At 62.1% G+C, this 23,844-nt stretch carries 18 protein-coding genes; 6 read left to right on the plus strand and 12 right to left on the minus strand.

The features are described 5' to 3' along the window. The first annotated feature begins 243 nt into the window (after positions 1–243). Genes ACHAC9_RS03975 through ACHAC9_RS03990 form a run of 4 tightly spaced genes read left to right on the plus strand, consistent with a single transcriptional unit; the run spans position 244 to position 7,102 of the window. Positions 244–1,044 (plus strand): ABC transporter permease, encoded by an 801-nt coding sequence (locus tag ACHAC9_RS03975; protein ID WP_435757373.1) that lies wholly within the window; start codon positions 244–246, stop codon positions 1,042–1,044. Further along, positions 1,044–2,264 carry an ABC transporter ATP-binding protein gene (locus ACHAC9_RS03980; RefSeq protein ID WP_435758080.1) on the plus strand — a complete coding sequence of 407 codons (1,221 nt, stop codon included), beginning with the start codon at positions 1,044–1,046 and terminating at the stop codon, positions 2,262–2,264. The genes ACHAC9_RS03975 and ACHAC9_RS03980 overlap by 1 nt, the downstream gene beginning before the upstream one ends. Then, positions 2,261–3,934: a methyltransferase domain-containing protein gene (locus tag ACHAC9_RS03985; protein WP_435757375.1), complete on the plus strand. Its 1,674-nt coding sequence runs from the start codon at positions 2,261–2,263 to the stop codon at positions 3,932–3,934. The genes ACHAC9_RS03980 and ACHAC9_RS03985 overlap by 4 nt, the downstream gene beginning before the upstream one ends. Then, positions 3,935–7,102 carry a glycosyltransferase gene (locus ACHAC9_RS03990; RefSeq protein WP_435757377.1) on the plus strand — a complete coding sequence of 1,056 codons (3,168 nt, stop codon included), beginning with the start codon at positions 3,935–3,937 and terminating at the stop codon, positions 7,100–7,102. A 204-nt stretch (positions 7,103–7,306) separates the two neighbouring features. Here the strand turns inward: ACHAC9_RS03990 and ACHAC9_RS03995 are convergent, their stop codons facing one another. The 8 genes from ACHAC9_RS03995 to rfbG all read right to left on the minus strand — a co-directional run bounded on the left by ACHAC9_RS03995 (position 7,307) and on the right by rfbG (position 17,719). Further along, positions 7,307–9,193, minus strand: a complete 1,887-nt coding sequence (locus ACHAC9_RS03995) for a hypothetical protein (protein WP_435757379.1) — start codon at positions 9,191–9,193, stop codon at positions 7,307–7,309. Between the two features lie 50 nt (positions 9,194–9,243). Next, on the minus strand, positions 9,244–11,253 hold the full coding sequence (locus ACHAC9_RS04000) for a DUF7024 domain-containing protein (RefSeq protein WP_435757381.1): 2,010 nt from the start codon (positions 11,251–11,253) through the stop codon (positions 9,244–9,246). Positions 11,254–11,439: 186 nt separating this feature from the next. Next, positions 11,440–12,744, minus strand: a complete 1,305-nt coding sequence (locus ACHAC9_RS04005) for an NAD(P)/FAD-dependent oxidoreductase (protein ID WP_435757383.1) — start codon at positions 12,742–12,744, stop codon at positions 11,440–11,442. 10 nt (positions 12,745–12,754) lie between these two features. Continuing rightward, a complete protein-coding gene (locus ACHAC9_RS04010) occupies positions 12,755–13,774 on the minus strand; it encodes a lysylphosphatidylglycerol synthase transmembrane domain-containing protein (protein WP_435757385.1) in 1,020 nt (339 codons plus the stop codon). After that, on the minus strand, positions 13,771–14,547 hold the full coding sequence (gene rfbF, locus ACHAC9_RS04015; protein ID WP_435757387.1) for a glucose-1-phosphate cytidylyltransferase: 777 nt from the start codon (positions 14,545–14,547) through the stop codon (positions 13,771–13,773). Before rfbF ends, ACHAC9_RS04010 begins: the two co-directional genes overlap by 4 nt. Before the next feature lie 15 nt (positions 14,548–14,562). Further along, positions 14,563–15,507: a glycosyltransferase family 2 protein gene (locus tag ACHAC9_RS04020; RefSeq protein WP_435757389.1), complete on the minus strand. Its 945-nt coding sequence runs from the start codon at positions 15,505–15,507 to the stop codon at positions 14,563–14,565. A gap of 38 nt (positions 15,508–15,545) precedes the next feature. Further along, the gene (locus tag ACHAC9_RS04025) at positions 15,546–16,376 is read right to left on the minus strand and encodes an NAD-dependent epimerase/dehydratase family protein (RefSeq protein ID WP_435757391.1); all 831 of its coding nucleotides are present in this window, start codon (positions 16,374–16,376) and stop codon (positions 15,546–15,548) included. Continuing rightward, complete coding sequence (rfbG, locus tag ACHAC9_RS04030; protein ID WP_435757393.1) at positions 16,373–17,719, minus strand: CDP-glucose 4,6-dehydratase; 1,347 nt, start codon at positions 17,717–17,719, stop codon at positions 16,373–16,375. Before rfbG ends, ACHAC9_RS04025 begins: the two co-directional genes overlap by 4 nt. A gap of 93 nt (positions 17,720–17,812) precedes the next feature. Between rfbG and rfbB the strand changes: the two genes are divergently transcribed. Both rfbB and rfbA read left to right on the plus strand, forming a co-directional pair. After that, entirely contained in the window at positions 17,813–18,892 is a 1,080-nt protein-coding gene (gene rfbB, locus ACHAC9_RS04035; RefSeq protein WP_435757395.1) for a dTDP-glucose 4,6-dehydratase, read from the plus strand. Further along, the gene (gene rfbA / locus ACHAC9_RS04040; RefSeq protein WP_435757397.1) at positions 18,892–19,782 is read left to right on the plus strand and encodes a glucose-1-phosphate thymidylyltransferase RfbA; all 891 of its coding nucleotides are present in this window, start codon (positions 18,892–18,894) and stop codon (positions 19,780–19,782) included. The genes rfbB and rfbA overlap by 1 nt, the downstream gene beginning before the upstream one ends. A gap of 70 nt (positions 19,783–19,852) precedes the next feature. Here the strand turns inward: rfbA and ACHAC9_RS04045 are convergent, their stop codons facing one another. From ACHAC9_RS04045 to ACHAC9_RS04060, 4 genes are all read right to left on the minus strand, one after another. Then, positions 19,853–21,337 (minus strand): DEAD/DEAH box helicase, encoded by a 1,485-nt coding sequence (locus ACHAC9_RS04045; RefSeq protein ID WP_435757399.1) that lies wholly within the window; start codon positions 21,335–21,337, stop codon positions 19,853–19,855. 380 nt (positions 21,338–21,717) lie between these two features. Continuing rightward, positions 21,718–22,467, minus strand: a complete 750-nt coding sequence (locus ACHAC9_RS04050; RefSeq protein WP_435757400.1) for an anti-sigma factor family protein — start codon at positions 22,465–22,467, stop codon at positions 21,718–21,720. Between the two features lie 8 nt (positions 22,468–22,475). Continuing rightward, positions 22,476–23,096, minus strand: coding sequence for an LON peptidase substrate-binding domain-containing protein (locus ACHAC9_RS04055; protein WP_435757402.1), 621 nt, complete (start codon positions 23,094–23,096; stop codon positions 22,476–22,478). 102 nt (positions 23,097–23,198) lie between these two features. Beyond that, a complete protein-coding gene (locus ACHAC9_RS04060) occupies positions 23,199–23,675 on the minus strand; it encodes a hypothetical protein (RefSeq protein ID WP_435757404.1) in 477 nt (158 codons plus the stop codon). Positions 23,676–23,844: the final 169 nt, after the last annotated feature.

Consider the following 23,844-nt stretch of genomic DNA (forward strand, 5'->3'; position numbering starts at 1 on the left):
GCGCAGCTGTTACAATACTGGCAAGTCCGCAGGCCGGCCCATACTGTCGTGTTATAATCGTTGTTTAATTTCCAGGCTTCTCCGCTCGGCGCGAAAACCTTGCCAAGGCACGATTGTCGGGACGGCACCCTTGCCGGCCAGATGTACGCGCCCGTGACGGCCTGTCCAACATGTTTCATGGTCCTGCTTTATGATCCTGCTTTTGGTTAGTGCCCTACGGTCCCCAGCAGGGGGCGTCGCAGCATGATTTCCTCCGCGCTTTTTAGTAGCGTCTGGCGCTACCGCGGTTTCATTAGCGGCAGTGTCAAGCGTGAGTTCCAGACCAAGTACCGCAATTCGATGCTTGGGGCCGCCTGGACGGTGCTCAATCCGCTCGCGATGATCCTGGTCTATACCATCGTGTTCTCGCAGGTAATGGGGACCCGTCTACCCGGCTTGGGTTCTCCGTTCAGCTACAGCATCTACCTGTGCGCCGGGACTCTGACCTGGGCGCTGTTTGCCGAGATCACCGGGCGCAGCCAGACGGTGTTCATCGAAAACGGCAACCTGCTCAAGAAGCTCCAGTTTCCGCGACTGTGCCTGCCGATCATCGTCGTGCTCAATGCTTGCGTGAATTTCGGCATCGTGTTTGCCCTGTTCACCTTGTTTCTCGTGTTCTCTGGCGCCTTCCCCGGCTGGATCTACCTGGCGCTGCTTCCGGTGTTGCTGATCCAGGTCGTGTTCGCCATTTCGCTGGGGATCATCATCGGCGTGCTCAACGTCTTCTTCCGCGATGTCGGGCAGTTCTTCACAATCCTGCTGCAGTTCTGGTTCTGGTTTACCCCGATCGTCTACCCGGTGACGGCGCTGCCGGCCGAGGTGCGCGACCTGCTGATCTGGAACCCGATGGCGGCCGTGGTGCAGGCGTACCATGCGATTCTCCTGCACGGCGCTGCGCCCGACTGGGCCAGCCTGGGGCCGGTCACGGTGCTGGCCGCGCTGTGCTGCGTGCTGGGCCTGCAGCTGTTCCGCAAACGTGCAGGTGAAATGGTGGATGAACTATGATGGGCAGCATCCTCGTTTCCCACCTTGGCAAGGCTTACAAGAAATATCACACACGCTGGGGCCGTCTCCAGGAATGGATGCTGCCAAGCCGCAAGCAGCGTCATGACCTGAAGTGGATCCTGCGCGACATCAGCTTCCAGATAGCGCCGGGCGAAGCGGTCGGCATTATCGGGATCAATGGCGCGGGCAAGAGCACGCTGCTGAAACTCATCACCGGCACCACCCAGCCGACGACCGGCAAGGTGACGATGCATGGGCGTGTCGCCGCGCTGCTTGAGCTGGGTATGGGCTTCCATCCCGAATTCTCGGGGCGCCAGAACGCCTACATGGCAGGCCAGCTGATCGGCCTGACCATGTCCGAAATCGACTCGCTGATGCCGGAAATCGAGGAGTTCGCCGGTATCGGCGACTACATCGATCAGCCGGTGCGCGTCTATTCGTCAGGCATGCAGGTACGCCTGGCGTTCAGCGTCGCCACCGCGCGCCGGCCCGATATCCTGATCGTCGACGAGGCGCTGTCGGTCGGCGATACGTATTTTCAGCACCGCAGCTTCGAACGCATTCGCCAGTTCCGGGAACTCGGCACTACGCTGCTGATCGTCAGCCATGACCGGGTTGCCATGCAGGCGATCTGCGACCGCGCCCTACTCCTCGACGGTGGACACCTAGCAAAGCAAGGCGCGCCGGAAGAAGTGATGGACTACTACAATGCGCTCATCGCCGAGCGCGAGAACTCGACCGTGTCCCAAGTCGCCACGCCCGAGGGGCGGGTCCAGACCACCTCCGGCACCGGCGAGGCGACAGTGACCGCAATCACGCTCGAGGACGCGAATGGTGCCCCGGTTGAGATGGTCAACGTCGGCGAGGGAGTGACCTTGCGCGTGGCCGTGCAGGTGAACGCATCGCTTCCGCGCCTGGTGCTGGGCTACATGATCAAGGACCGGCTTGGCCAGCCGATTTTCGGCACCAACACCTATCACCTCGAGCGGGTGCTGACCAATGTCCAGGCGGGCGAGCGTATCGAATTCCGTTTTGCCTTCCCCCTCAACCTAGGCGACGGCAGCTATTCCATCACGACCGCGCTGACCAGCAGCGAAACCCATTTGGCCGACAATTACGAATGGCGCGACTTGGCCTTCCTCTTTATTGTTACGAATATGAACCGCAAGCCATTTGTGGGCACTACCTGGCTTGAACCCCAACTGGAGATCGCGCGATGAGCGGTTTCTTCTATCGCGCTTTCGAAGACCGCTACCGCGGCAGCCGCGCCCTGATCAAGGAACGCCTGCGCGTCTACCTGCCGTTCCTCGAATCACTTGCACAGGGCAAGCCTGCGCCCGCCCTCGATCTCGGGTGCGGACGCGGCGAATGGCTCGAACTGCTGGGCGAGGCCGGCTTCGCCGCACGCGGGGTCGACCTCGACGACGGCATGCTCGCTGCCTGCCTCGAGCGCGGCCTGAATGTGGCCAATGAGGACGCCATGGCGGCCCTGGCGGCCACCCCGGACGGCAGTCTCGCCGTGGTGTCCGCTTTTCACCTGGTCGAGCACATCTCGTTCGACCAAGTGCTGGTCCTGATCGCGCAGGCGCTGCGTGCGCTGCGCCCGGGCGGCCTATTGATCTTGGAAACGCCGAACCCGGAAAACCTAGTGGTCGGCAGCTCGTCGTTCTACGACGATCCATCCCACCTGCGGCCACTGTCGCCGAAGCTGCTTGCCTTCGCCGTGGAATTCGGCGGTTTCGAACGCCACGCCGTGCTGCGCCTGCAGGAAGACCCACGCCTGCATGAGGCGGCGGCGCCCCGGCTCTTCGACGTACTCGCCGGAGCCAGTCCCGACTACAGCGTGGTCGGCCAGAAGGGCGGCCCGGCGGAAATCATGACCCTGTTCGCCCCCCTGTTCTCCACCCCGCGCGGAATCGACCTGCATGCCCTCGCCGAACGCTATCAGCAACAGCAGGACGAGGCGCAGGCCATCCTGACGCAAGTCGGAACAGAGCTGCGCACCTTCAGCGACCGTTACGAGCGAGAGCAGGTTGGCGTGCAGGCCGGGCTGGCGCAGGTCGGGGCAGACCTGCGCGCCCTTGGCGAACGCTACGAACGGGAGCAGGCCGGGGCGCAAACCGGGCTGGCGCAGGTCGGGGCAGCCCTGCACGCGCTGTCCGACCGGGTTACGCAACAGGAAGGCTCTGCGCTCACTGGCGAACTCGAAGCCACAATCGCACAGTTGCGGACCTCCAACCTCAGCCTGATGAACGACCTCGCGCACGGCGAAGCGGCACGCAATTCGATGGCTGTCGAACTGGCCCAGCTAGGAACCGGGCAGACCGGGCTGGCTGGCCGTGTCGCGCAGATCGAAGCTGCTACGTACGTCCAGGGCGAACGCACGGCGTCACGCCTGAATTCGCGTATCCGTGAACTCGTCCAAGCCCAGGACGTCAGCGATAAAGAAAGTGCTCGCCTGGCCCAGCACGTCGCCTGGATCGAAGCGCGCCTCACCCACGCCGAGGCTGAAGCGGCGGCATTGCGCCATCAACTGGCCGAAGCACAGCAGCATAGCGCCCCGCTAGGCACCCGCCTGGCTCGCCTGTTCGGGCGCCTGCGCCAGCAGGCAGCACGCACGCGGCTCGTACAGCGCCTGCGCCAGGGCGCTTTTGGCCTGCTGCGCCGCCTGCTGCGGCTGATCTTGCGCAGCCCCGCGCTCAAGCACATGGCGCGCACGCTCGTAGCCCGCTTCCCCGGCCTGCACACGCGCATGTTACGCGTGCTGCATGCCCCCGCACATGAGGATGTCGGCGTCGAGGCGCCGGCTGATCCGTTGACCGCACAGATGTCGCCGCGCAGCTTGGCCGTCTACCGGGAACTCCTGAAGACAAATAAAAGCGAGGATTGATTGCTACGTATCGTTATCGATTTACAGGCCGCCCAGCTCCACGGCCACGAAGACGGACGGGGCCGGTATATGCTGGAGCTGGCACGTGCCCTGCTTCGCACACCCGAAACGCACACGATATTCCTCCTGCTGAACGGCGCCCTGCCTGGCGCCGCGGCGCTACGCGAGCAGTTCGCCAACCTTCTTCCGGCAGAGCGCATCCGCCTCTTCCACAGCGTGGCCGGGCCGGACAGCCTAGCGCACGAGGAGCGGCGCCAAGCTAGCGAGCTAACGCGCGATTTCACGATCGCCCAGCTCAGGGCCAATGCCGTCGTTCTCGACGCGGACGCGGCCGGCAAGAGTGAAGGCCTGGTGCTTCCCGGCCGCTTCGCGTTCGCATCACGCATCGTCGCGCTGCTCGACCATCACTTGGCGCCCGACCTGGAACTGTTACGCGCCGCGCACCTGGTCCTGGTTATGGACGCAGCCACGCACGCCGTCGTCAGCGCCGAACTGGCGCCGCAGCGTCTGCTGCGTCTGGCGCCCCCACGATGGGACGAAGCGGCTTCATCCTTGCTGGCTGCTCTCGCGACCGCCAGCATCGCGGACGAGCCGGCGCCGAAGCCGGCGCGCGCCAGGCGCCGCCTCGCCTTTGTCTCGCCGCTGCCGCCCGAACGCACCGGCATTGCCGACTACGCGGTGCAGTTGCTACCGGCGATGCTCGACGATTTCGAGATCGAACTGATCACCCAACAGCAGGAGGCCGAACTGCCGCTAGCGCTTGCTGCCCTGCCGCGGCACCCAATCTCCTGGTTTGCCGACCACGCCCACGAGTTCGACCAGATTCTCTATCAATTCGGTAACAGTCCCTACCACAGCAGCATGTTCGCGTTGCTACGCGAACATCCAGGCGTCGTGGTCCTGCACGATTTTTTCCTGAGTAATGTGCTGGCTTACGAACAAATGACCGGCGGTTTTCCGAATGGCTGGAACGATGCCCTGTTCCACTCGCACGGTTTCGTCGGCCTGAAAGCCGGCCAGATCCCGGGAGGGCACGCGGCGACAATGGACGACTTCCCCTGCAATCTTGAAGTCCTCGAAGGCGCCACGCGTATCATCGTGCATTCCCAGCACGCACAGAAACTGGCGCGCGAATGGTATGGCGAGGACGCAGCGCACAACTGGAGCGTGGTGCCGCTGCCGCGCGCGGCGCCGGCGCTACAGGACCGCCAAGCCGCGCGGTTTGCGCTTGGCATCGCCAGCGACGTCTTCCTGGTCTGTAGTTTCGGTTATATCGGACCGACCAAGCTGACGGACACCCTCGTCCGCGCCTGGCTCTCCTCGGGCCTGCAACGCGACGCCAGCTGCGAGCTCGTACTGGTCGGGGCGAACGCGGCCGGCGAATTCGGCGAGGGCCTGATCGCGACTATCGAGGACGCCGGCGCCGAATGCCGAATCCGCATCACTGGCTGGGCGGACGAGGCGACCTACCACCTTTACCTACAAGCGGCCGACGTTGCCGTGCAGTTGCGCAGCACATCGCGCGGAGAAACGTCCGCCGCCGTGCTGGATGCGATGAACTATGGCCTGGCTACAATCGTCAACGCCAATGGCTCGATGGCGGCATTGCCGACCGATGGGGTCTGGATGCTGCCAGATCGTTTCGAACTGCTGGCGCTGGTGGAAGCGCTCGAGACGCTGCGCTTCGATGAACGCCGGCGCGGCGAACTGGCTGAGCGTGCGCGCGACGTCCTGCGCAACCAGTACCGGCCAGACCATTGCGCCGCACTGTACCGCGAGGCACTCGACCTGGCGCATGCGGAGGCGCAGGTTCAGCGCCCCACACTGCTGCGTGCGCTCAGGAACCTGCCGGCGCTGCGCGCAAATGATCACGCGCTGCGCACCCTTGCCGAAGGGATTGCCCGCGCCCCGAACCCACTGGCGCCGCGCCAAATTCTGGTCGACGTGTCGACAATCGTCCAGCACGACTTACGCACAGGGATCGAGCGCGTCGTCCGCACCCAGCTTCTCGAACTGCTGCAGATGCGTCAGCACGGCCTGCGCGTCGAGCCGGTCTACCTGAGCACGGAAGGCAACCGTTGGCATTACCGCTACGCGCGCCGTTACGCGCTCGACCTGATGGGAATCGCCGCGCCGACTCTGCACGACTCTCCGATCGACTTCCAGCCCGGCGACGTCTTCTACTGCGCCGACTTCGCGCCGGCCGCCATTGTCGAGGCGGCGCGTGCCGGCGTATACACCGAACTGCGCACGCATGGCGTGTCGATGAATTTCCTGATCTACGACTTGCTGCCGGTGTTGCGTCCCGAATTCTTCCCGCGCACGGCGGAAGCGACCCACGCGGCTTGGCTGCGTTGCATCGCCACCCATGCCGACCGTCTGCTCAGCATCTCGCGTGCCGTGGCCGACGAAGCGCGCGAGTGGCTCGGCCGGCAACCAGACCTGCCGCAGCGCGCGCTGCAATTCGTACCACTGCACCTGGGCGCCGACATCGACAACGGCGCTGCCCTAGTTGGCGGCGCGGCGGCGGCCAACGATATGGCGGCTACGCTTGCGGGGCGCCCGAGCTTCCTGATGGTCGGCACGATCGAGCCGCGCAAGGGACACCTGCAAAGCCTGGCGGCGTTCGAGGAATTATGGAACGCCGGCGAGCAGGTCAACCTAGTCATCGTCGGCAACGAAGGCTGGAAGGGCTTGCCCGAGTCCGAACGGCGTACGATCCCGGAAATCCTTCGGCGCCTGCAGAATCATCCGGAAGCGGGCAATCGCCTGCTCTGGCTGCGCGGCGTCGACGACCTTCTGCTCGAGACGATCTACCGCAACAGCACCTGCCTGCTGGCGCCGAGCGAAGGCGAGGGCTTCGGGCTGCCGCTGATCGAGGCAGCGCGCTATGGACTGCCAGTCCTGGCACGCAACATTCCTGTATTTCGCGAGGTCGCGGAAGAACATGCCCTTTATTTCGACGGCATGTCGCCGAGCGCCCTTGCCGATGCGGTTCGCCATTGGCTGCAGCTCCGCGCCGCCGACCAGATTCCCTCATCAGGCGCGATGCGCTGGCATACATGGCGCCAGAATGCCGAATGCCTTTTGAAGGTGCTGAGCAACACTGCACCCGATAAAGGCGCGAACGGGGGACTGGAGCGCGACACGGATCGCGCGGCGGCTTAAAGGGCACAGTTACCACCGATTCTGTCAAGCCGGTTGGGCCAAGGCTACCGGCACGTGCTCACCGGCCATCCCGACCCACAGAGTTGCACGGCTTGCTGGTTAAAGGTACAACGTGTATTACCGCAGCAGGCGCTGCGCTACTCAACATCAGAGGCCATTCCCGCACCCGCTCGGCAGGCGCTGGGCAATGCCTCCGAAAACGCACTAGTGTGCTTTGGTGACGCTCACTGCACGAAGCTCAAGGTTATGCACTTCGATAAAGCCCTTGCCGCTGCTCCAGCCGCCCAATCCGAGGGCTATCCTGAACGGTTTACCGTCCAACCGGACGAAAGCCGATACCTTTTTGTTCATCCCTTTACCCAAAATCGGTACCAGCAATCGCATTCCGTAAAGCGATAGATGGCCACCATTCTTGTCGGCAACCGGTGCCGTTACGTCCCAGCTGAGCGTGGCATCGATCTCGTACAGGCCAGCCGGCAGTCTGAATTCCTTCGACATCAAGCCACCATCGGTATATGTGTCGGCGACGATGTGGCGACGCACCGGATCGACCTCGGCAATCCCGAAAGGTTCGAGCCCCATTTCAGCGAGGTGCGCCACCACAACAATATTCATTTCATCCTGGGCCAAGGGCGCGAGATACTGGGCCTCGAGGTTGCTCGCTTTGCCGCCGATGATGTCCTGGAGCCGTGCTTTACGTGTTGCTTCAAGGCGTGGTGCCATAAAACCACGCATAATTTCGCCGAGCGGCGTCACCAAACCGACGACCAGAAATATTACCAAGGGTGCTTTGCGCAGGTCGTTGGGCGCGCTGACGACTGCCACCGCAGCAAGCAGTGCGAGTAAGGCGAGTGCCGGCAGCGAACTGCGCATGAGAAGGTCGTTGTAGGCGCCACCGCTGCACAGCGAAAGAACAAGCAAAAAGCCGGCAGCAACAGCGATCAGTTGGGTCGAGCGTTCACGTAAGACCAGCAGCGCGAGCGCGATGGCAATGAATTCGACCATGACGAATTCGAACCAGAGCAAGACATCGACATGACTGACCGACCAGATGAATCCGAACGGGATGCTGCCTGCTGCGCCCCGCGTCAGGAAGTACGCCGCGGAGAGCAGCAGCACCGGGGCCGTCAGCAGGTTGATCCAGCTGAAAATGTGCCGATAGCCACTGCGCACCCCTGCCCATAGAAACAGGGGTACCAGGCCGACTGCGGTAAACGGCGACCAGACTGCAATCGCCGCCGTCAGCACACCTCCCGCACGCAACGACCGCTCGGGAAACCGCAGTACCATAAAGGTCGCCAGGGCAGCCGGGATCGCATGCTGGGGCGTCCAGAACAGGCCCGTAACCGTGGAGGACAATTGGCCGAAGCCGGCCCACCATTCAAAGTGCAGAGGCGTCGACTGCGTGACGCCGACAAGATGTGTACCGATGATATCGGCACCACTAAAAAGCAGGAATACAATACAGATAGTAAAGCGCTGGGCAACACTCCACGCTCGCGTGCCGAAACCGAAAACGAGTGCGATGTAAAGTCCGAGAGTGCTCCACAAAAAGATCGCCAAGCTCAGCCATTCGGTACCAAACGATTTTGCGATCAGTGCAGGCACCACGTACCAGCTCAATGAATAGCGCAGCGTCGCGAAACCCGAATTTCCTGGAACTACCGGGGGCCAGGATTGCTCAATTAATTCATTAAACAAGGCAAAGTGCTTGAGCCAGTCCGAGTTCTCGCCGAAAGGCGGCAACATCCCCGATAGCCAAAGGATCGTTCCGCTCGCGATCATGTAGGGCCAGGTCGACAGCAGCGAAGCGCCGGGCACTCTCGCCACGGCGCCGCTCCAACGTAGCGCGCCGACGCTTGAAGCGACCGCAGCGAGCGCAATGGCGATGCCAATCTCGATGCGTTGGAAAGTAATCAGCACGATCACAGTGGGTGCAAGCAAATACACCCAGCCAAGCCGGAAAAATAGCGGGCCATGCGCTCCGAGCAAGTGCGTAGCATCGGCATCGGCGAGTTGGCCAATGCCGGCCCTGCTCTCCTGGCTACTGCGCTGCCCGTCTTCAATTACTGTACCGGATTCGGTATTCATTTCTACCTTTGCGAAAAATGTCTGGGAATAAAAAATACGACTAGGACGTATTACCGCCCGCTATCGCTCGCGGCTCCTGCCGCGCTACGCGTAATTTCAAGAGCTGACAGCCCCACACCAAGTCGGCGAGGATCGGTCGACATGCCCTTTTCCAAAGGAGAAACCGCAGCGGGAATCGCGATTTGAAGGCGGTACTTTCCGTTGTCGCAATGCTCGACCGGCACGTCGAAGCGCACAAGCTGGTCGACAGCCGTGACCGGGCCGTGCCACAAGGTCCCGCCCTTTCCAACGATGGAGATACTTTGATTCATGAAAGGTCGGAGCTTCAGCGACACCGAAAACGGCTTGTTGGGACCGTAGTATTGGTCCTCATCGCAGGGGAACACAAGTTCAGCCAGGTTGCCGTCAGACCAGATACCCCATTCTTCGGGAGCGCTCCAGCCCTGAGTCAGGAAAACGTTGCCGTCACCGCCGTTGCGCGTGGCGTGCGGACCGGGGGCGACTGTGAGGCGCAAGAGTTTATCGAGCGCCGGTTCGAGCTGCACATAGTACGGGTTCGTATCGGCCTTGTCGCTCGGTGCCAACTTCGCGTCGACATAGGCGTCGAGTTTCGCTTTTTCAAACCTGCAGTGGGCCGGGGCCAGCGCCCCATGGCGGTCGATGCCCGGCGTGACAATAGCCTTGCGGCAGTCGGGACCGACGACGGCGAGCAACTGCAGGGCATACACGTTCTCGCCCGCGCCGGAAAAGCGCTCGATGAAAACTTCTGCCGGCGGATTATAAACTCTTGGTAGGTGCGTCTGCAGGAAACTCGACAGGATCGACGGAGTCCAGTAATGCTCAGACTTGCGTGGATCGTTGACCCTGACTGAAACAACCAGCAAAATAAAGGTCAACACAGTAGCGAGGTAGAATGACCAAGTGCGGGGGGCCAAGCGTTGCAGGACCCACAGGAAGACTGGAAACCCCAGCGGCAGATACCACAACGCATAACGAGCCAGGCCGGGAGTTGCCCCGGAGTTCAGGTTGGTGGTTGACGAATGCGCGAAGAAATTCAGCAGCAAGTAGACGAGCAGGAATGTCCACCACGGCCAATCCAGGCGTGCGGCGGTAGCGCGCCGTGCCGAGACCGCCCACATCGCAAGCGCACTCAGCGTTACCAGCAAACCGAGCGGCCAGTTCGAAAGCAGGCCAAGATCTGGATCCACTATCCAGATATAGAAAGTCGACAGGTTCCGTCCGAGCTCGGCCCCCCCAGCGAGTAACTGCGGCGTGGGTACTCCATACCGGCTGAAGTAATAAACTGGATGTATCACCACGGCGGCGACTATCGCTACCACCATGACAACTTCCGCCGGTGTATAGGAACGGCTGCGCTGCAGTACCGCTCGGTAGAACAAGGGGATGCATGCGATGAGTGCGAAGCTTGGATTCTGGGGAGCCGCCAGCGCCACCATCAGTGCTGCCAGCAAGTAGTGTCGCGCCGTCAGTGCGATCACGGCACTGAGAACCAGGCACACAGTCATCCATTCAGTATGGACTTTGTTGACGAACCAGAACACTGGTGATCCAAACAGCATGAGGCCGGCAGCCAGCGCACCACGCCAGCCGTGAAAACGGTACGCCAGACTGAGTGTGAGACTAGCAAGCAGGAAATGCAGCAGCAGGAAGCTCTGATGCGCACCCAACTGAAGACCAACCATGCCAGCTATTTTTGCGCACAAAAACGCGAGAAAACTGTAGAGCCAGAAATGGTTAAAGTCCGATGTAGGGCCAATCCGAAGCGCCGGAAATGCGTTGGCAAGCATGTCTACTGGGATCATGCCATTCACTGTACTGGAGCGAAACAAAGCGTCGTAGGCAGCGTAGGCCTGGGCGCTCATCCATGGCCTGTGCGTCACATCCCAAGCATAGAACAAGCCATAGTACTCCGAAGCGTCGCCCACTCGGATCTTGGGGCCGAACGCGAGGATGCCGAATAGAAGTGCCAGCCCGACGACAAGACAAAAATAGGGAGCGAATGGCTTGCGCAGCGCTGAAGGGCTGGATGAAGAGTTCATGGACTAATGAAGTTAGAGGAGAAAGCGACGCAATTCGGGCGCGGAGACAACGAAAGGAGCGCATACCTGGCGCCCTTTCGTTTCTTGCCGTCGTGAAGAAAAAGACAGCTGCGCAGTACGTAGTTAGCGCTGGTTGTACTCTAAAATTTCAAGCCGGCCTGAACTGCATACCGCACGGAGACTAGCTTAGGCAAGCACTGCGGCGATGCGGCGGCCTTCGCGAATCGCGTAATTGGTGCCGCGGTCTTCCGGATAGATCTGGGCCATGGTCGAGATCAACGCATTCTCGTACGGCGTTTCCTGCCCCGGGACGTATTCCGAATAGTTACGTTCGGTGACCGGCTGCGCGTACTCCGAGCGCCATACCGCATATTCCTGTACCCACGACTTGTCCATTTTGGGGAACATGCGCTTCAGGTGGCCGAGAGCAAAGTCGCAATATTGCTCGTCAGTGTAGGCCCAGACCGGGTCTTCCGTCGCCAGGTAGCGCGACAGGTAGGCGATGTGCGAACCCTTGTAGTTTTCCGGCTTGTCGAAATTGGTGTGCTCGATGACGCCGACGAACGGGAAGCCCGGGTCGTTCACGTTGAGCCAGTAGGTTTCCGACAGACTGTGCCTCAGACGCAGCACCAGACACATGTTGCCGAGGTATTTGACGCGACGCAGCTTGGTGAGCCAGTCAGCTGGCGCTTTGCCTTCGAACATGTCGGCAATCAGTGGGAAGGACGGCGTGAACAGGAACTTGTCGCCCGCCACTTCGCCCTGCACAGTACGCACGGCCTTGATGTTCTTGCCTTCGGTCTCCATGCCGGTGACCGCGGCGCCGTAACGCACTTCGCCGCCGTTGGCGCGGATCGCCGATGCCAGCGCTTCGGCCAGGCGGCCGAAACCGCCCTTGAAATAGGCCAGTTCCTCGCCGCCCTTGTCGTTGCGGGTGCTGCCGCGCAGTACCAGTTTCTTCCACATCCAGACCGCGTTAACGGCTTCGGCGTAGACCGAGAATTTCGAGTTGATGAGCGGTTCCCAGACAATCTTGTAGACGCTCTTGCCGGCCAGGCTTTCCAGCCATTCGCGAATACTCAGGTGCTCGATCGTTTTCCAGTCCTTGATCTTGCGAACCTGGAACACCAACAGGCCAAGGCGGATGCGGTCGACCAGCGACAGCGCCTTGAAGCGCAGCAGGTCGAGCGGGGTCGAGAGCTTCCACATGCGGCCGTTGAAATACATGCCGGTGCGGGTCGGCAGCAGGATGACGTCGCCTTCCATGCCCAGTTCCTTGACCAGTTCCGGGACGTAGACATCGTTGTTGAACCAGTGGTGGTAGAACTTTTCCAGGGTCACGCCGTCGGTGAACTCGAAGGTGCCAGCCAGGCCGCCAGGGGTCTTGTCGGCTTCGAGCACGCAAACGCGCTTGCCCTGCTTCGACAGCACATAGGCTGCGGTGAGGCCTGTAAAGCCGCCGCCCACCACTACTACATCATATTTATTCATTATTCGTTACTCAGTTAATTGGTAGTTCGGCACGCGTTACGACGCGGGCGCGACGGAACAGTTCGGGCCGCAACAAGATAGCGGTCGCCCCGGCCAGCGTCGTCGGCAGCCAAAGAGCAAGGTGACACAGGACAGCGAAGCTCCCGGCTTGCGCTGCCGTGCCACCCACCAGCGAAATGGCGGTAAATGCGGCCAGGTGGAAAGGTCCTACATAACCGGGCGATGAAGGCACCAGCGTCGACAAGGTGGCAATCGCCATCACCAGCAAGGCCATCGATGGCGTAGCGTTCAGGCCGCAGCCCAGCATCATGAAATAGAACAGTCCGGATTCTCCGACCCAGATCAGCATCGACATGACGAGCGTCGTGGCCAGCACGCGCAGCCGCGACATCGCCTCGAAGCCGAGCAGCAAGTCGCTGACTCCGGCCATCACCTTGCCCAGCTTGTCGCCGTTCGGACGGCCCGCGCCGGCACTGGCCAACATGCGCGCCAGCATCCCGCTGAACAGAAAAGTGGCCACGAGCGCCAGTCCACCCAACACGGCCAGCGTCAGCGCCGATTCCGACAACATCGGCGGTACTTGCGCGGTCCGGATCGCGAACAGGCCGATCGCCAGGCAGCATAGCAAGGTCATCAGGTCGATCAGGCGTTCCATGACCAGGCTGCTGGTCGCCGTCGTCCTGGGCACGCCCATCGCCGCCGGAAAAACGAATGCCCGCACCAGGTCGCCAAGACGCAATGGCAGAACGTTGTTCAGGGCGATTGAACCAAGGAACGGCGCCACGCAATTGCCAAAGCGTACTGGAGCGCCGGTGGCGCCGAGCAGCAGCGACCAGCGCACAATCCTGAGCAGGTAGCCACCGGCCAGGAAGGCGATCGCCAAGACCAAGTAGGGCCATTCAAAATGCTTGATTGCATCGAGTACATCGGCTAGCTTGACCTGGCGTGCGATGACGATGACGCAGGCAATGGTGATCAGCGCCCCGGCCGCGTGCTTCAGCCAGCCGGGCGATTTCTTGCCTTCAGTCATTCACGGTTCCAGACACGCCATGGCGCGCCGTCGGCCCAGAGGGCTTCGAGCTCGCGCTTGTCACGCAGAGTGTCGCAGGGCTGCCAGAAGCCGGTATGCTGGAACGCCGCCAGTTGGCCGTCCTTGGCCAGATTGGCCAGCGGAGCGCGTTCCCATGACGTCGTGTCGTCTTCGATGTACTGGATCACTTGTGGTTCGAGCACGAAGAAGCCGCCGTTGATCCAGCCGATTTCGTCGCTCGGCTTCTCCTCGAAGCTGCTCACACCCATTTGCTCGTCGATATTCAGGACACCGAAACGTCCCGGCGGCTGTACTGCAGCGACCGTCGCGAGCTTGCCGTGAGTGCGGTGAAAGGCCAGCTCGGCGCTGATGTCGATGTTCGACAAACCGTCGCCATAGGTCATGCAGAAGGCTTCGTTGTCGAGGTAGGGGGCGACGCGCTTTAGGCGCCCGCCGGTCATCGTTTCCGGGCCGGTATCGACCAGCGTGATGCGCCAGTCTTCCGACTGGCTGTTCAGGATGGTATGTTCGCCCGTCTTCAGGTCAATCCGCATGTCCGACACGTGACGGTAGTAATTGAAGAAGAATTCCTTGATGACATAACCTTTATAACCAAGGCAAATCACGAAGTCGTTGATGCCGTGATGGGCATAATTCTTCATAATGTGCCACAGCAATGGCTTACCGCCGATTTCCACCATTGGCTTCGGTTTCGTATCGGACTCTTCCGAAATACGCGTTCCAAGACCACCAGCAAGAATAACTGCTTTCATAGTTACGAAGCCTAATTAAAGTTTGAGTTCTGTTACGGAAAAATTGAGGCTGTGCTGGACGATCGCTATCGGATCGGCACGTACCACAAGGTAAATGCGCAGCAAGTATTCCCCAATAATTCCCAGGAAAAAGGAATTGAGTCCGATGCCGAATAAGACCAGGACATGGATACTGGCAAGGCCGCGCGGCAGTTCGGGATGGAACAGGCGCAATACCAGATAATACAGGGCGCCGATAAAGCTGATTCCAAGAATGATCAAGCCGAGGAAGGAGGCAGCGCGCAGCGGGACGACCGAGTGGTTGAACACCGCAGTCAGTCCCAGCTGGATCAGGCGCGAAACATTGAACTTGCTTTCACCCGCCACGCGTGCATCGCGGTCATACACCACCCCAGTCTGGTTGAAGCCCAGGCCCGCGATGATGCCGCGCAGGTAGGGGTTCGAGGTACGGATCTTCGCGACGGCATCGATGACCTTGCGGTCGACCAGTCGGAAGTCGCCGACGTCGCGCGGGATTGGGTGCTCGCTGACTTTGTCGATCGCCCAATAGCCCATGCGGCGGAAATTGCGCAGTAACCAGGACTCGGGCCGCTTGCGGCGGATGCCGTACACGACCTGGTAACCCTGCTGCCATTTCTCGAAAAAGGTTTCGAGGAGCTCGGGTGGATCTTGTAAATCGGCATCGATCTGCATCACGGCATCACCCCGAGTATGCAAATAATTGGCCAAGATCGAACGCTGGAATCCAACGTTTTTCGAGAAACGGATTGCCTTCACGCGCGGGTCTTTGGCAGCAAGCTCGGTCAGCAGCGCCCAAGTATTATCGTCCGAATGATTGTCGGAGAAAACGAATTCGAGGTCGCAGCGGTCGCGCATTTTTTCGCCGAGCGCGAAGAGGCGCGTATAGAGCGCATCCATGTTCCCCGATTCGTTCAGTACCGGCACCGTAATCGAAATCAACGGCTTCCTGTCCCGTTGCATTTGTGAAACTCCTATCATTATGTATTTCTACGCACCGCGGCGCATTCTTCCAGATATGCAACAACGGCGGGAAGTGTTTCACGGAACGCTACCTGCGCCAGCAGTGGATGCCGGGTAAATACAGTAGTGTAGTTCTCGTCGCGTGGCTCGGGAAGCGCACCGGCTTGCAGCAAGTCCTCGGCACCACGGGCATCGAATACCGTGCGGGCGAGCTCGCCCAGACTGACCGCGGCTCCATGACTCAGGTCGAGCACGCCAAGCGCCGCGGCCTCGTCGAGAACCCGGATGGCGCACGCATCGTCATCGACGTGATGGTATTCGCGCAGCTGTTTGCCAAGCGTCATCCTGAATGGCACGCGCTGCTCCAGGGCTGCGAGCATTTGCCCAAGGAACATGAATGGGCTGGGCATCCCCGCGCCATACAAGGTATGCACGCGGATATGGGATACCCGCTCCCCGGCGGCCGCACGTTCGGCGACGTACTGGCCGAGCGAGACCTTGCTCCTGATGTAGGGATTATGATCGGCCAGTAGGGTTTCCATCACGGTGCCGAAAGTCGTGACTTTGACGCGATGGCGAATGCCGCCCTCAATGATGTTGCGAGGAAGTTCTACATTCACCTGCCACAACGCGTCCGGATCCAGCTTCGGATCGAGCAGGCCCGCAGTGACGAATACCGTCGCATCGCGTCCAGCCAGCGGCGCGAAAAAATCGTCGATCGCGCCCTGCGCCCCCGGCCCGGCCCAATCCTGGTACAGGGAGCGCTCGACGCACACGGCCTTGTCCGCACCGTACTGGCGTGCAATTGCCTGGCCGAGGCGGCCCCGCCCACCGATAATGAAAATCATTCCTGGATATCCTTGCGCCAGGCATCGATCTGCCTCAAGGTAAGTTCGCGCGCGGCGGACGGATCCTTATAGTAATCGCGATACCAGGCGGCCGTTTCAGTGACCACGCGATCGGTGTCCCATGCAGGCAGCCAGCCAAGCTGGTTGCGCGCCAGCGAACTGTCGAGCGCCAGGGCGCCCGCTTCCGGCAGCGGATTGTCCATGTATTCCAGGTTCGGGCGCTGCCAATGTGCGCTCATCAACTCCAGGACGTCACGCACCGAGTAATGCTTCAGGTCCTGCGGACCCAGATTCCATGCTTTTGCGTAGCGGCCCGGATCGTCGGAAATGAGTCCGGCGAGCAGCATCAGATAACCGTGCACCAGCGCCAACACGTGCTGCCACGGCCGGGTAGCGTCCGGATAACGCAGCGTCATCGACTGGCCGTTGACGGCCGCGCGTACGAAGTCGGGAATCAAGCGGTCCTCGGACCAGTCGCCGCCGCCGATGATGTTGCCGCCGCGCGCGGTCGCGATCGCAGGGCCTTCACCCGTCGCCCACGGATAGGATGCGGCATAGCTCTGGATAATCATTTCAGCGGCAGCCTTCGACGCGCTGTACGGGTCCTTGCCGCCGAGCGGATCGTTCTCGCGGTACGGCCACGCCCATTCGTTGTTCTTGTAGACCTTGTCGGTGGTGATGCAGACCACGCCGCGCACGCTCTTCACGTGACGCGCCGCCTCAAGCACATGGGCAGTTCCCTGTGCGTTGACGGCGAAGGTCGATACGGGCTCGCGATAGGAGCGGCGCACCAGCGGCTGCGCGGCAAGGTGCAGGATCAGATCCGGCGCGAAGGCTTCGACGGCCTGATAAACGGCGTCGTAGTCACGAATATCGGCGATGATCGTCTCGATATCGTCCTTGAGCGCGATTGCATCGTACAGCGAAGGCGCCGTTTCCGGCGCCAGGGAAAAGCCCCGCACCTCGGCACCAATCGACTTGAGCCACAAGCACGCCCACCCACCAGTAAAACCCGTGCTACCGGTAACCAGTACTTTTTTACCAGAGAGGGCTTTTTCAAATTCGGGTATGCGAGTCATTGCGTTACTTCGTCTTATTTGCTTGGATATCGATGATATCAGATGCGAATTCTGCTCGCCAGTTTCTTTGATAGCCGACAATAAATTAAAGCTGGAAACCCACATTTCAATCGGGCCGTTTTTGCGCCAATCAGACAGCGTTGCAGGAGCGTGAACGGGCAACGGTTCGACATCCTCGGCAAGCCGTATCGGCAAGAAGCGCTGCTGGCGCGGGTGCGGGCGATTTTGCCGACGCATCACGGCCGAGGCCAGCGGGCGTGCCAATATCGTCCGGGTTACACATTGGCGCGCCGGGGCGTAAAATGGCAGCGCTACGCGGCGCACCGCCCGGACCCGGCACCATGAGGCAGCATTCGAATGATTTTAGTGACAGGCGGCGCAGGTTTCATCGGTTCCAATTTCATCCTCGACTGGCTGGCGCAGTGCGACGAACCGGTGCTCAACCTCGACAAACTGACTTACGCGGGCAACCCCGATAACCTGGCGTCGCTGGCGGGCGACCCGCGTCACGTCTTTGTGAAGGGCGATATCTGCGATGCGGCGCTCGTGACCGGCCTGCTGGCTCGCTACCAGCCGCGCGCGATCCTGAACTTCGCCGCCGAGAGCCATGTCGACCGTTCGATCCACGGCCCGCGCGACTTTGTCACCACCAACGTGAACGGCACCTTCACGTTGCTGGAAGCGGCCCGCGCGCATTGGCAGGGTTTGGCCGGGGAAGACAAGCGCGCCTTCCGCTTCCTTCAGGTGTCGACCGACGAGGTCTACGGCACGCTGGGACCTGACGAGGGGCCGTTCACCGAGACCACGGCATATGCGCCGAACAGTCCCTATGCGGCATCGAAGGCGGCCGCCGACCATCTGGTGCGCGCCTGGCACCACACCTACGGCATGCCGACCTTGAGCACCAATTGCTCGAATAATTACGGCCCCTGCCAATTCCCAGAGAAGCTCATTCCACTGGTCATTACCAACGCGCGCCAGGGCAAATCCTTGCCGGTCTACGGCGACGGCCAGCAGGTACGCGACTGGCTCTACGTGGCCGACCATTGCGCGGCGATCCGGCGCGTGCTGGAAGCGGGCCGCTGCGGCGACACCTACAACGTCGGCGGCTGGAACGAGATGGCGAACCTGGACGTGGTGCGTAAGCTGTGCGGCCTGCTCGACGAACTCGCTCCGAAGGCGGCAGGCAGCTACCTCGAACAGATCCTGCACGTCCAGGACCGCCCCGGTCATGACCGCCGCTATGCCATCGATGCGCGCAAGATCGAGCGCGAGCTCGGCTGGAAGCCGCTTGAAACCTTCGACACCGGCATCCGCAAGACGGTCGCATGGTACCTGGCGCACGACGACTGGGTGCGCCATGTGCAGTCCGGCGACTACCTCGGCTGGATGGATACCAATTACGCGCACCGCGACACGCAAGAGGAGATCGGCTAATGAGCGACTTGCCACGCAAAGGCATCATCCTGGCCGGCGGATCGGGTACCCGCCTGCATCCGATCACGACCACCGTCTCGAAGCAGTTGCTGCCGATCTATGACAAGCCGATGATTTATTATCCGCTGTGTACACTGATGCTGGCGGGCCTGCGCGAAATCCTGATCGTCACGACGCCGCACGATCAGCCGCAGTTCCAGGAGCTGCTGGGCGACGGCAGCCAGTGGGGCATGAAGCTCAGCTATGTTGCGCAGCCCTCGCCCGATGGGCTGCCGCAGGCCTTGATCCTGGGACGCGAATTCCTGGCAGGCGCACCAGTCGCCTTGATTCTCGGCGACAATATTTTCTACGGCACCGATCTCGGCGGCAAGCTGCGCGCCGCCACGCAGCGCACGGGTAGCGCTACCGTCTTCGCCTATCACGTCAACGATCCGCAGCGTTACGGGGTCGTCGAATTCGACCACGCGCACCGGGCCGTGAGCGTGGAAGAAAAGCCACTTCGGCCCAAGTCGAATTACGCGATCACCGGCCTGTATTTTTATGACAATACGGTATGCGACATCGCCGCGGGTCTTCTGCCTTCGGAACGGGGCGAACTCGAAATCACCGACATCCACCGGGCCTATCTGGAACAAGGGGCGTTGAAGGTCGAGGTGTTGGGCCGCGGCACCGCCTGGCTCGACGCCGGCACCCACGACTCCTTGCTCGATGCCGGACAATTCATTGCAATGATCCAGAAACGCCAGGGCCTGAAAATTTCCTGTCCCGAAGAGATCGCTTACCGACAGGGCTATATCGATAGCGCACAGTTGCAGCGCCTGGCTGCGCCGCTGGCACGCAGCGGGTATGGGGAATATTTATTGAAACTCGTGCACGACTGGCACGAGTGACAGGGCCGTCAGCGAAAAAGGCGACCGCACTGATGCGGTCGCCTTTTTCCCCTCTGCCAGGCAGCTGCGTTTACTGCGGCTGCGGCTTCGGCAACCCACCCAGCAAGGCGGCGATCTTCTGCTTCGGCTTGGCGGGCGCACCCGTCAGGTTCTGGTTGGCGTCAGGACGCGGCGCATTCGTCGGCTCGTACGGCTTCAGGAACCACGGATCGACCTTCTCGCGGCGCGGCAGCGGGCCGGCGCCGTAGCTGCGCGCGGGCCGCTCGGTGCGCACGTCGGACTCGCTGCGGCGCGGCGGGCGTTCGCTGCGTTCGCCACTACGCTCGGGGCGTTCGGTGCGCTGGGGACGCTCGCCGCGCTCGGCGTCGCGGCCGCGCGGACGTACCACGAAGCCGGTCAGCTCGCCACGGGTGATGTTCTGCTTGATCAGTTTTTCGATGTCGACCAGCAGGCGCTCGTCCTTCTCGGTGTACACGGATAATGCGTCGCCCGAAGCGCCGGCGCGGCCGGTACGGCCGATGCGGTGCACGTAATCCTCGGCGTTGTACGGCAGGTCGTAATTGATCACGCACGGCAGGTCGGAGATGTCGAGGCCGCGCGCGGCGACGTCGGTCGCCACCAGCACTTCGACCTCGCCCTGCTTGAAGGCCTCGAGTGCGGCCATGCGTTCCTGCTGGGTTTTATCGCCGTGGATCGCCGAGGCCTTGATGCCGGTCTGCTCGAGGTGGCGCGACAGGCGCGAAGCGCCGATCTTGGTGTTCGAGAAAATGATCACCTGCTTCAGTTCGCGCTGGCGGATCAGGAATTCGACGACGTCGCGCTTTTGCTCTTCCTCGACCTTGTAGACGATTTGCGTTACCTTCTCGGCGGTGGCATTGCTGCGCGCCGTTTCGATCAGCACCGGCTGGTCGAGGAAGCTATTGGCCAGCTTCTTGATTTCCGGCGAGAAGGTGGCCGAGAACATCAGGTTCTGGCGCTTCTTCGGCAGCAGGTTGATGATGCGCTGCAGGTCGGGCAGGAAGCCCATGTCGAGCATGCGGTCGGCTTCGTCCATCACCAGCATCTGCACCTGGCCCAGGCTGACGTTCTTCTGTTCGATATGGTCGAGCAGGCGTCCAGGGGTGGCGATGACGATCTCGACGCCGCTTTTCAGGATGAGGGTCTGGCCCTTCATGTCCATGCCGCCGAACACGACGGTCGAGCGCAGCGGCGTGTGGCGCGAATAGGCTTTCACGTTCTCGGCCACCTGCACCGCCAGTTCGCGCGTCGGCGTCAGGATCAGTGCGCGTACCGGGTGGCGTGCCGGCGACATGCTGCTGCTGGCGTGGGCCAGCAGCAGCTGGATGATCGGCAGCGAGAAGCCGGCGGTCTTGCCGGTACCGGTCTGGGCGGCGCCCATGACGTCGCGGCCCTGCAACACGATCGGAATCGCCTGGGCCTGGATCGGGGTCGGATGGACGTAGCCCTGATCAAGCAGCGCGCGCAGGATTTCAGGCGCCAGGCCGAAATCGGCAAAGGTCACGTTCGGTTCGACAGCCGCGGCTTCGGTACTCATCGGTAATTCTGACATTATTCTTTCCGCATGAAGAAGCTCGGTCACCTGCTTGCGGCAGATGCTTCGACTCCTTGAAATTCAATTTGCTCTACGTGCGACCGCGCGGGCCCAGCAGGCGTGGCCGGCAGTGACAACTCCTGGAGGGGCGGGCGGGCCGCCGGCTGGGGCACGGCCAGTGGCCGGCTCGATGGGCACGTTGCGCCGGCAACACCGACAGCGCAGACGTAGAGACACAATATATCGCCCTACAGGTTACCTCAAATCCACGGCAGTGTATATGGAATCGTGCGCGCACCAAGCCTGGGGCATGCTGGCCAGGCGCGGGCCGCACCAAACGGGCACTCCGAAACCGGAGCATTTTTTATACAAAACCGGAGTAGCTAGCCTTCGCGTTTCCAGCCGCGGGCCAGCGCGGCACGCTCGGCGGCGGGACCGAGTGGCGCACCGGCGATATGCCCGTCGATCGCATCGAGCACGGCCGGCGGCAAGCCGCTGCCATCCATCCAGGCCGCACCCGCCGCGCCCTGGGCCAGCACCGGAATCTTCCATGCCCCGCCCTCGTGGCAGGCCAGGCCGGCGGTCGTGTCCATGACAAAACTGCGGCAATACTTACCATCCTTGGCCAGAAAACTGATGCCGATGCGCACCCGCCCCGAGGGCCCGGGACTGGCCAGTTGCGCGCTCAGTGCCGAGGCCAGATGGCCTTGCGCGACCAGCGCGCCGTCGGCGCCGCTGAGGGACGCCAGTTCCGCCTCGCCCTGCCACGCATGCCAGCCGAAGCCGCCCGCCAGCGTTCCCGCGACCAGCGCCGCGGCCAGCGCGCTCCAGTGGCGCGGCGTCCAGGTGGGTGCTGGTGGCGCCGGCGTTGGCAGCAGACCATGGCGCGCCGCGCGGACCATGTCGAGCTGCACCACCTTCGCGCCGCTTGGTGCACCGTGCGCATGCGCATGGGTGCCGCCGTCGCGCCCGCCCGCCACCACGCCGTAGACGCGACTGCGCCGGGCCCGCAGCTGGGACACGCGGGCGGCAATCGCCGGATCGGCGCGCAGCGCGCGTTCGACCGCTGCACGGGCCGGCTCGGCCAGTTCGCCGTTGACGAATGCAATCAAGAGTTCGTCGGAAAATTTCATGGCAGTGGCTAAGAGGTGATCAAGCCATGTTCGTCGAGCACATCGTGCAGCAGCTCGAGGCGGATCACCGGGTTGTCGAGCATGAGCATATTGTGCTTCTGGGTGTTCGGCAACGGTAACAGTTCGCACCAGCGGTTGGCGACCCAGCCGCAATCGTCTAAGCGGAACGGCGGCTGTACTGGCCAGCGTTCCTGTGGCACATCGTGCAGCGAGGCAAGCACCCGGTCCAGCGCGTCGGATGCGCCCTGCAGCTCGGCGGGAATGCGCACGGCGTGGTCGTCCTCGACCAGTTCGACCTCGGCCACCCACAAACCGTTCAGTCGTTGTTGCGACGATTTGACTTCGAAGCGCGCGCCGCCACGGCAAACCACCTGCAGCAGGCCGGGCGTGGTGGACGTGGTATCGCAGACGGTGGCAAGGGTGCCGCTCTCGAGGAAGCGTTCGGGCTGCCCGCCACGCGCGCGCACTTCATGACCCTGGGTCAGCAGCAGCACGCCGAACGGCGTGTCATCGGTGAGGCAACGACTGACCATATCGAGGTAGCGCGCCTCGAACACCTGCAGCGGCAGCACCCCGTCCGGGAACAGCACCGTGCTCAGTGGGAACAATGGAAGGGAAATCGTGGCCATGCCCCATCATGACAGAATCACCCGGCGGACCGCAGCACGATTGCGAACAGACTGCGCAGCAATATCGAGGCCATGCGTAACGCGGTGAAAGTGGCTGGAAATCTAGCTTTGCGGCGCCACCAAAGGCAGCGTGCGCAGCGCCTGGGCAAATGCTGTCAAGCGCCAGCGCAAGCGGTCCCAGCCGGGGTCGGGCAGGCGCACCACCCGCACCGTCAAGCTTCCGCCGGCCACGTCCGGGCAGGCATAGGCATACGCGCCCGCCTCCTCGAAGGGCAGGCGAAACTCCTGGCCGGGCAGCAGGTGCAGCGGACCGAATACATGGGCTTGGCGGTCCAGGTTACGCAGCAGCAGGACATCCTGCACGCCGAGGGTCAGGCGGATCTCGCGCGGCAGCGCCAGCGCACGCCCAGGCAGCGGGCCTGCGGCCTGGGCCCGGCCAGGTGCCGGAAACGTGAAACTGCGTTCCTGGCTGGGCGTGCGCAGCGGCGCCAGCGCGCCCCACAGCAGCGCCAGCAGGAGCGCGCCGATGAACGCGCACGGCAGCCAGTGGCGGTGCAGGATCGGATGGAGGGGAGGCATGGGCAGTGGTGAGATTGCGGCGGCCGATTGTAGCACTGCGGATATTGTATTATGCACGCAAAACCATCGGCCAAGGCCGCCGGACCCGACTGCATCCGTGCGCCCTCGCAGCGCTTGGCGACGTATCCTAGAGCGTCTCGGTGCAGGTTGCCGAGGCCCCTCACCCTCC

Source organism: Massilia sp. CMS3.1 (assembly GCF_051262535.1).
Classification (GTDB): domain Bacteria; phylum Pseudomonadota; class Gammaproteobacteria; order Burkholderiales; family Burkholderiaceae_D; genus Telluria.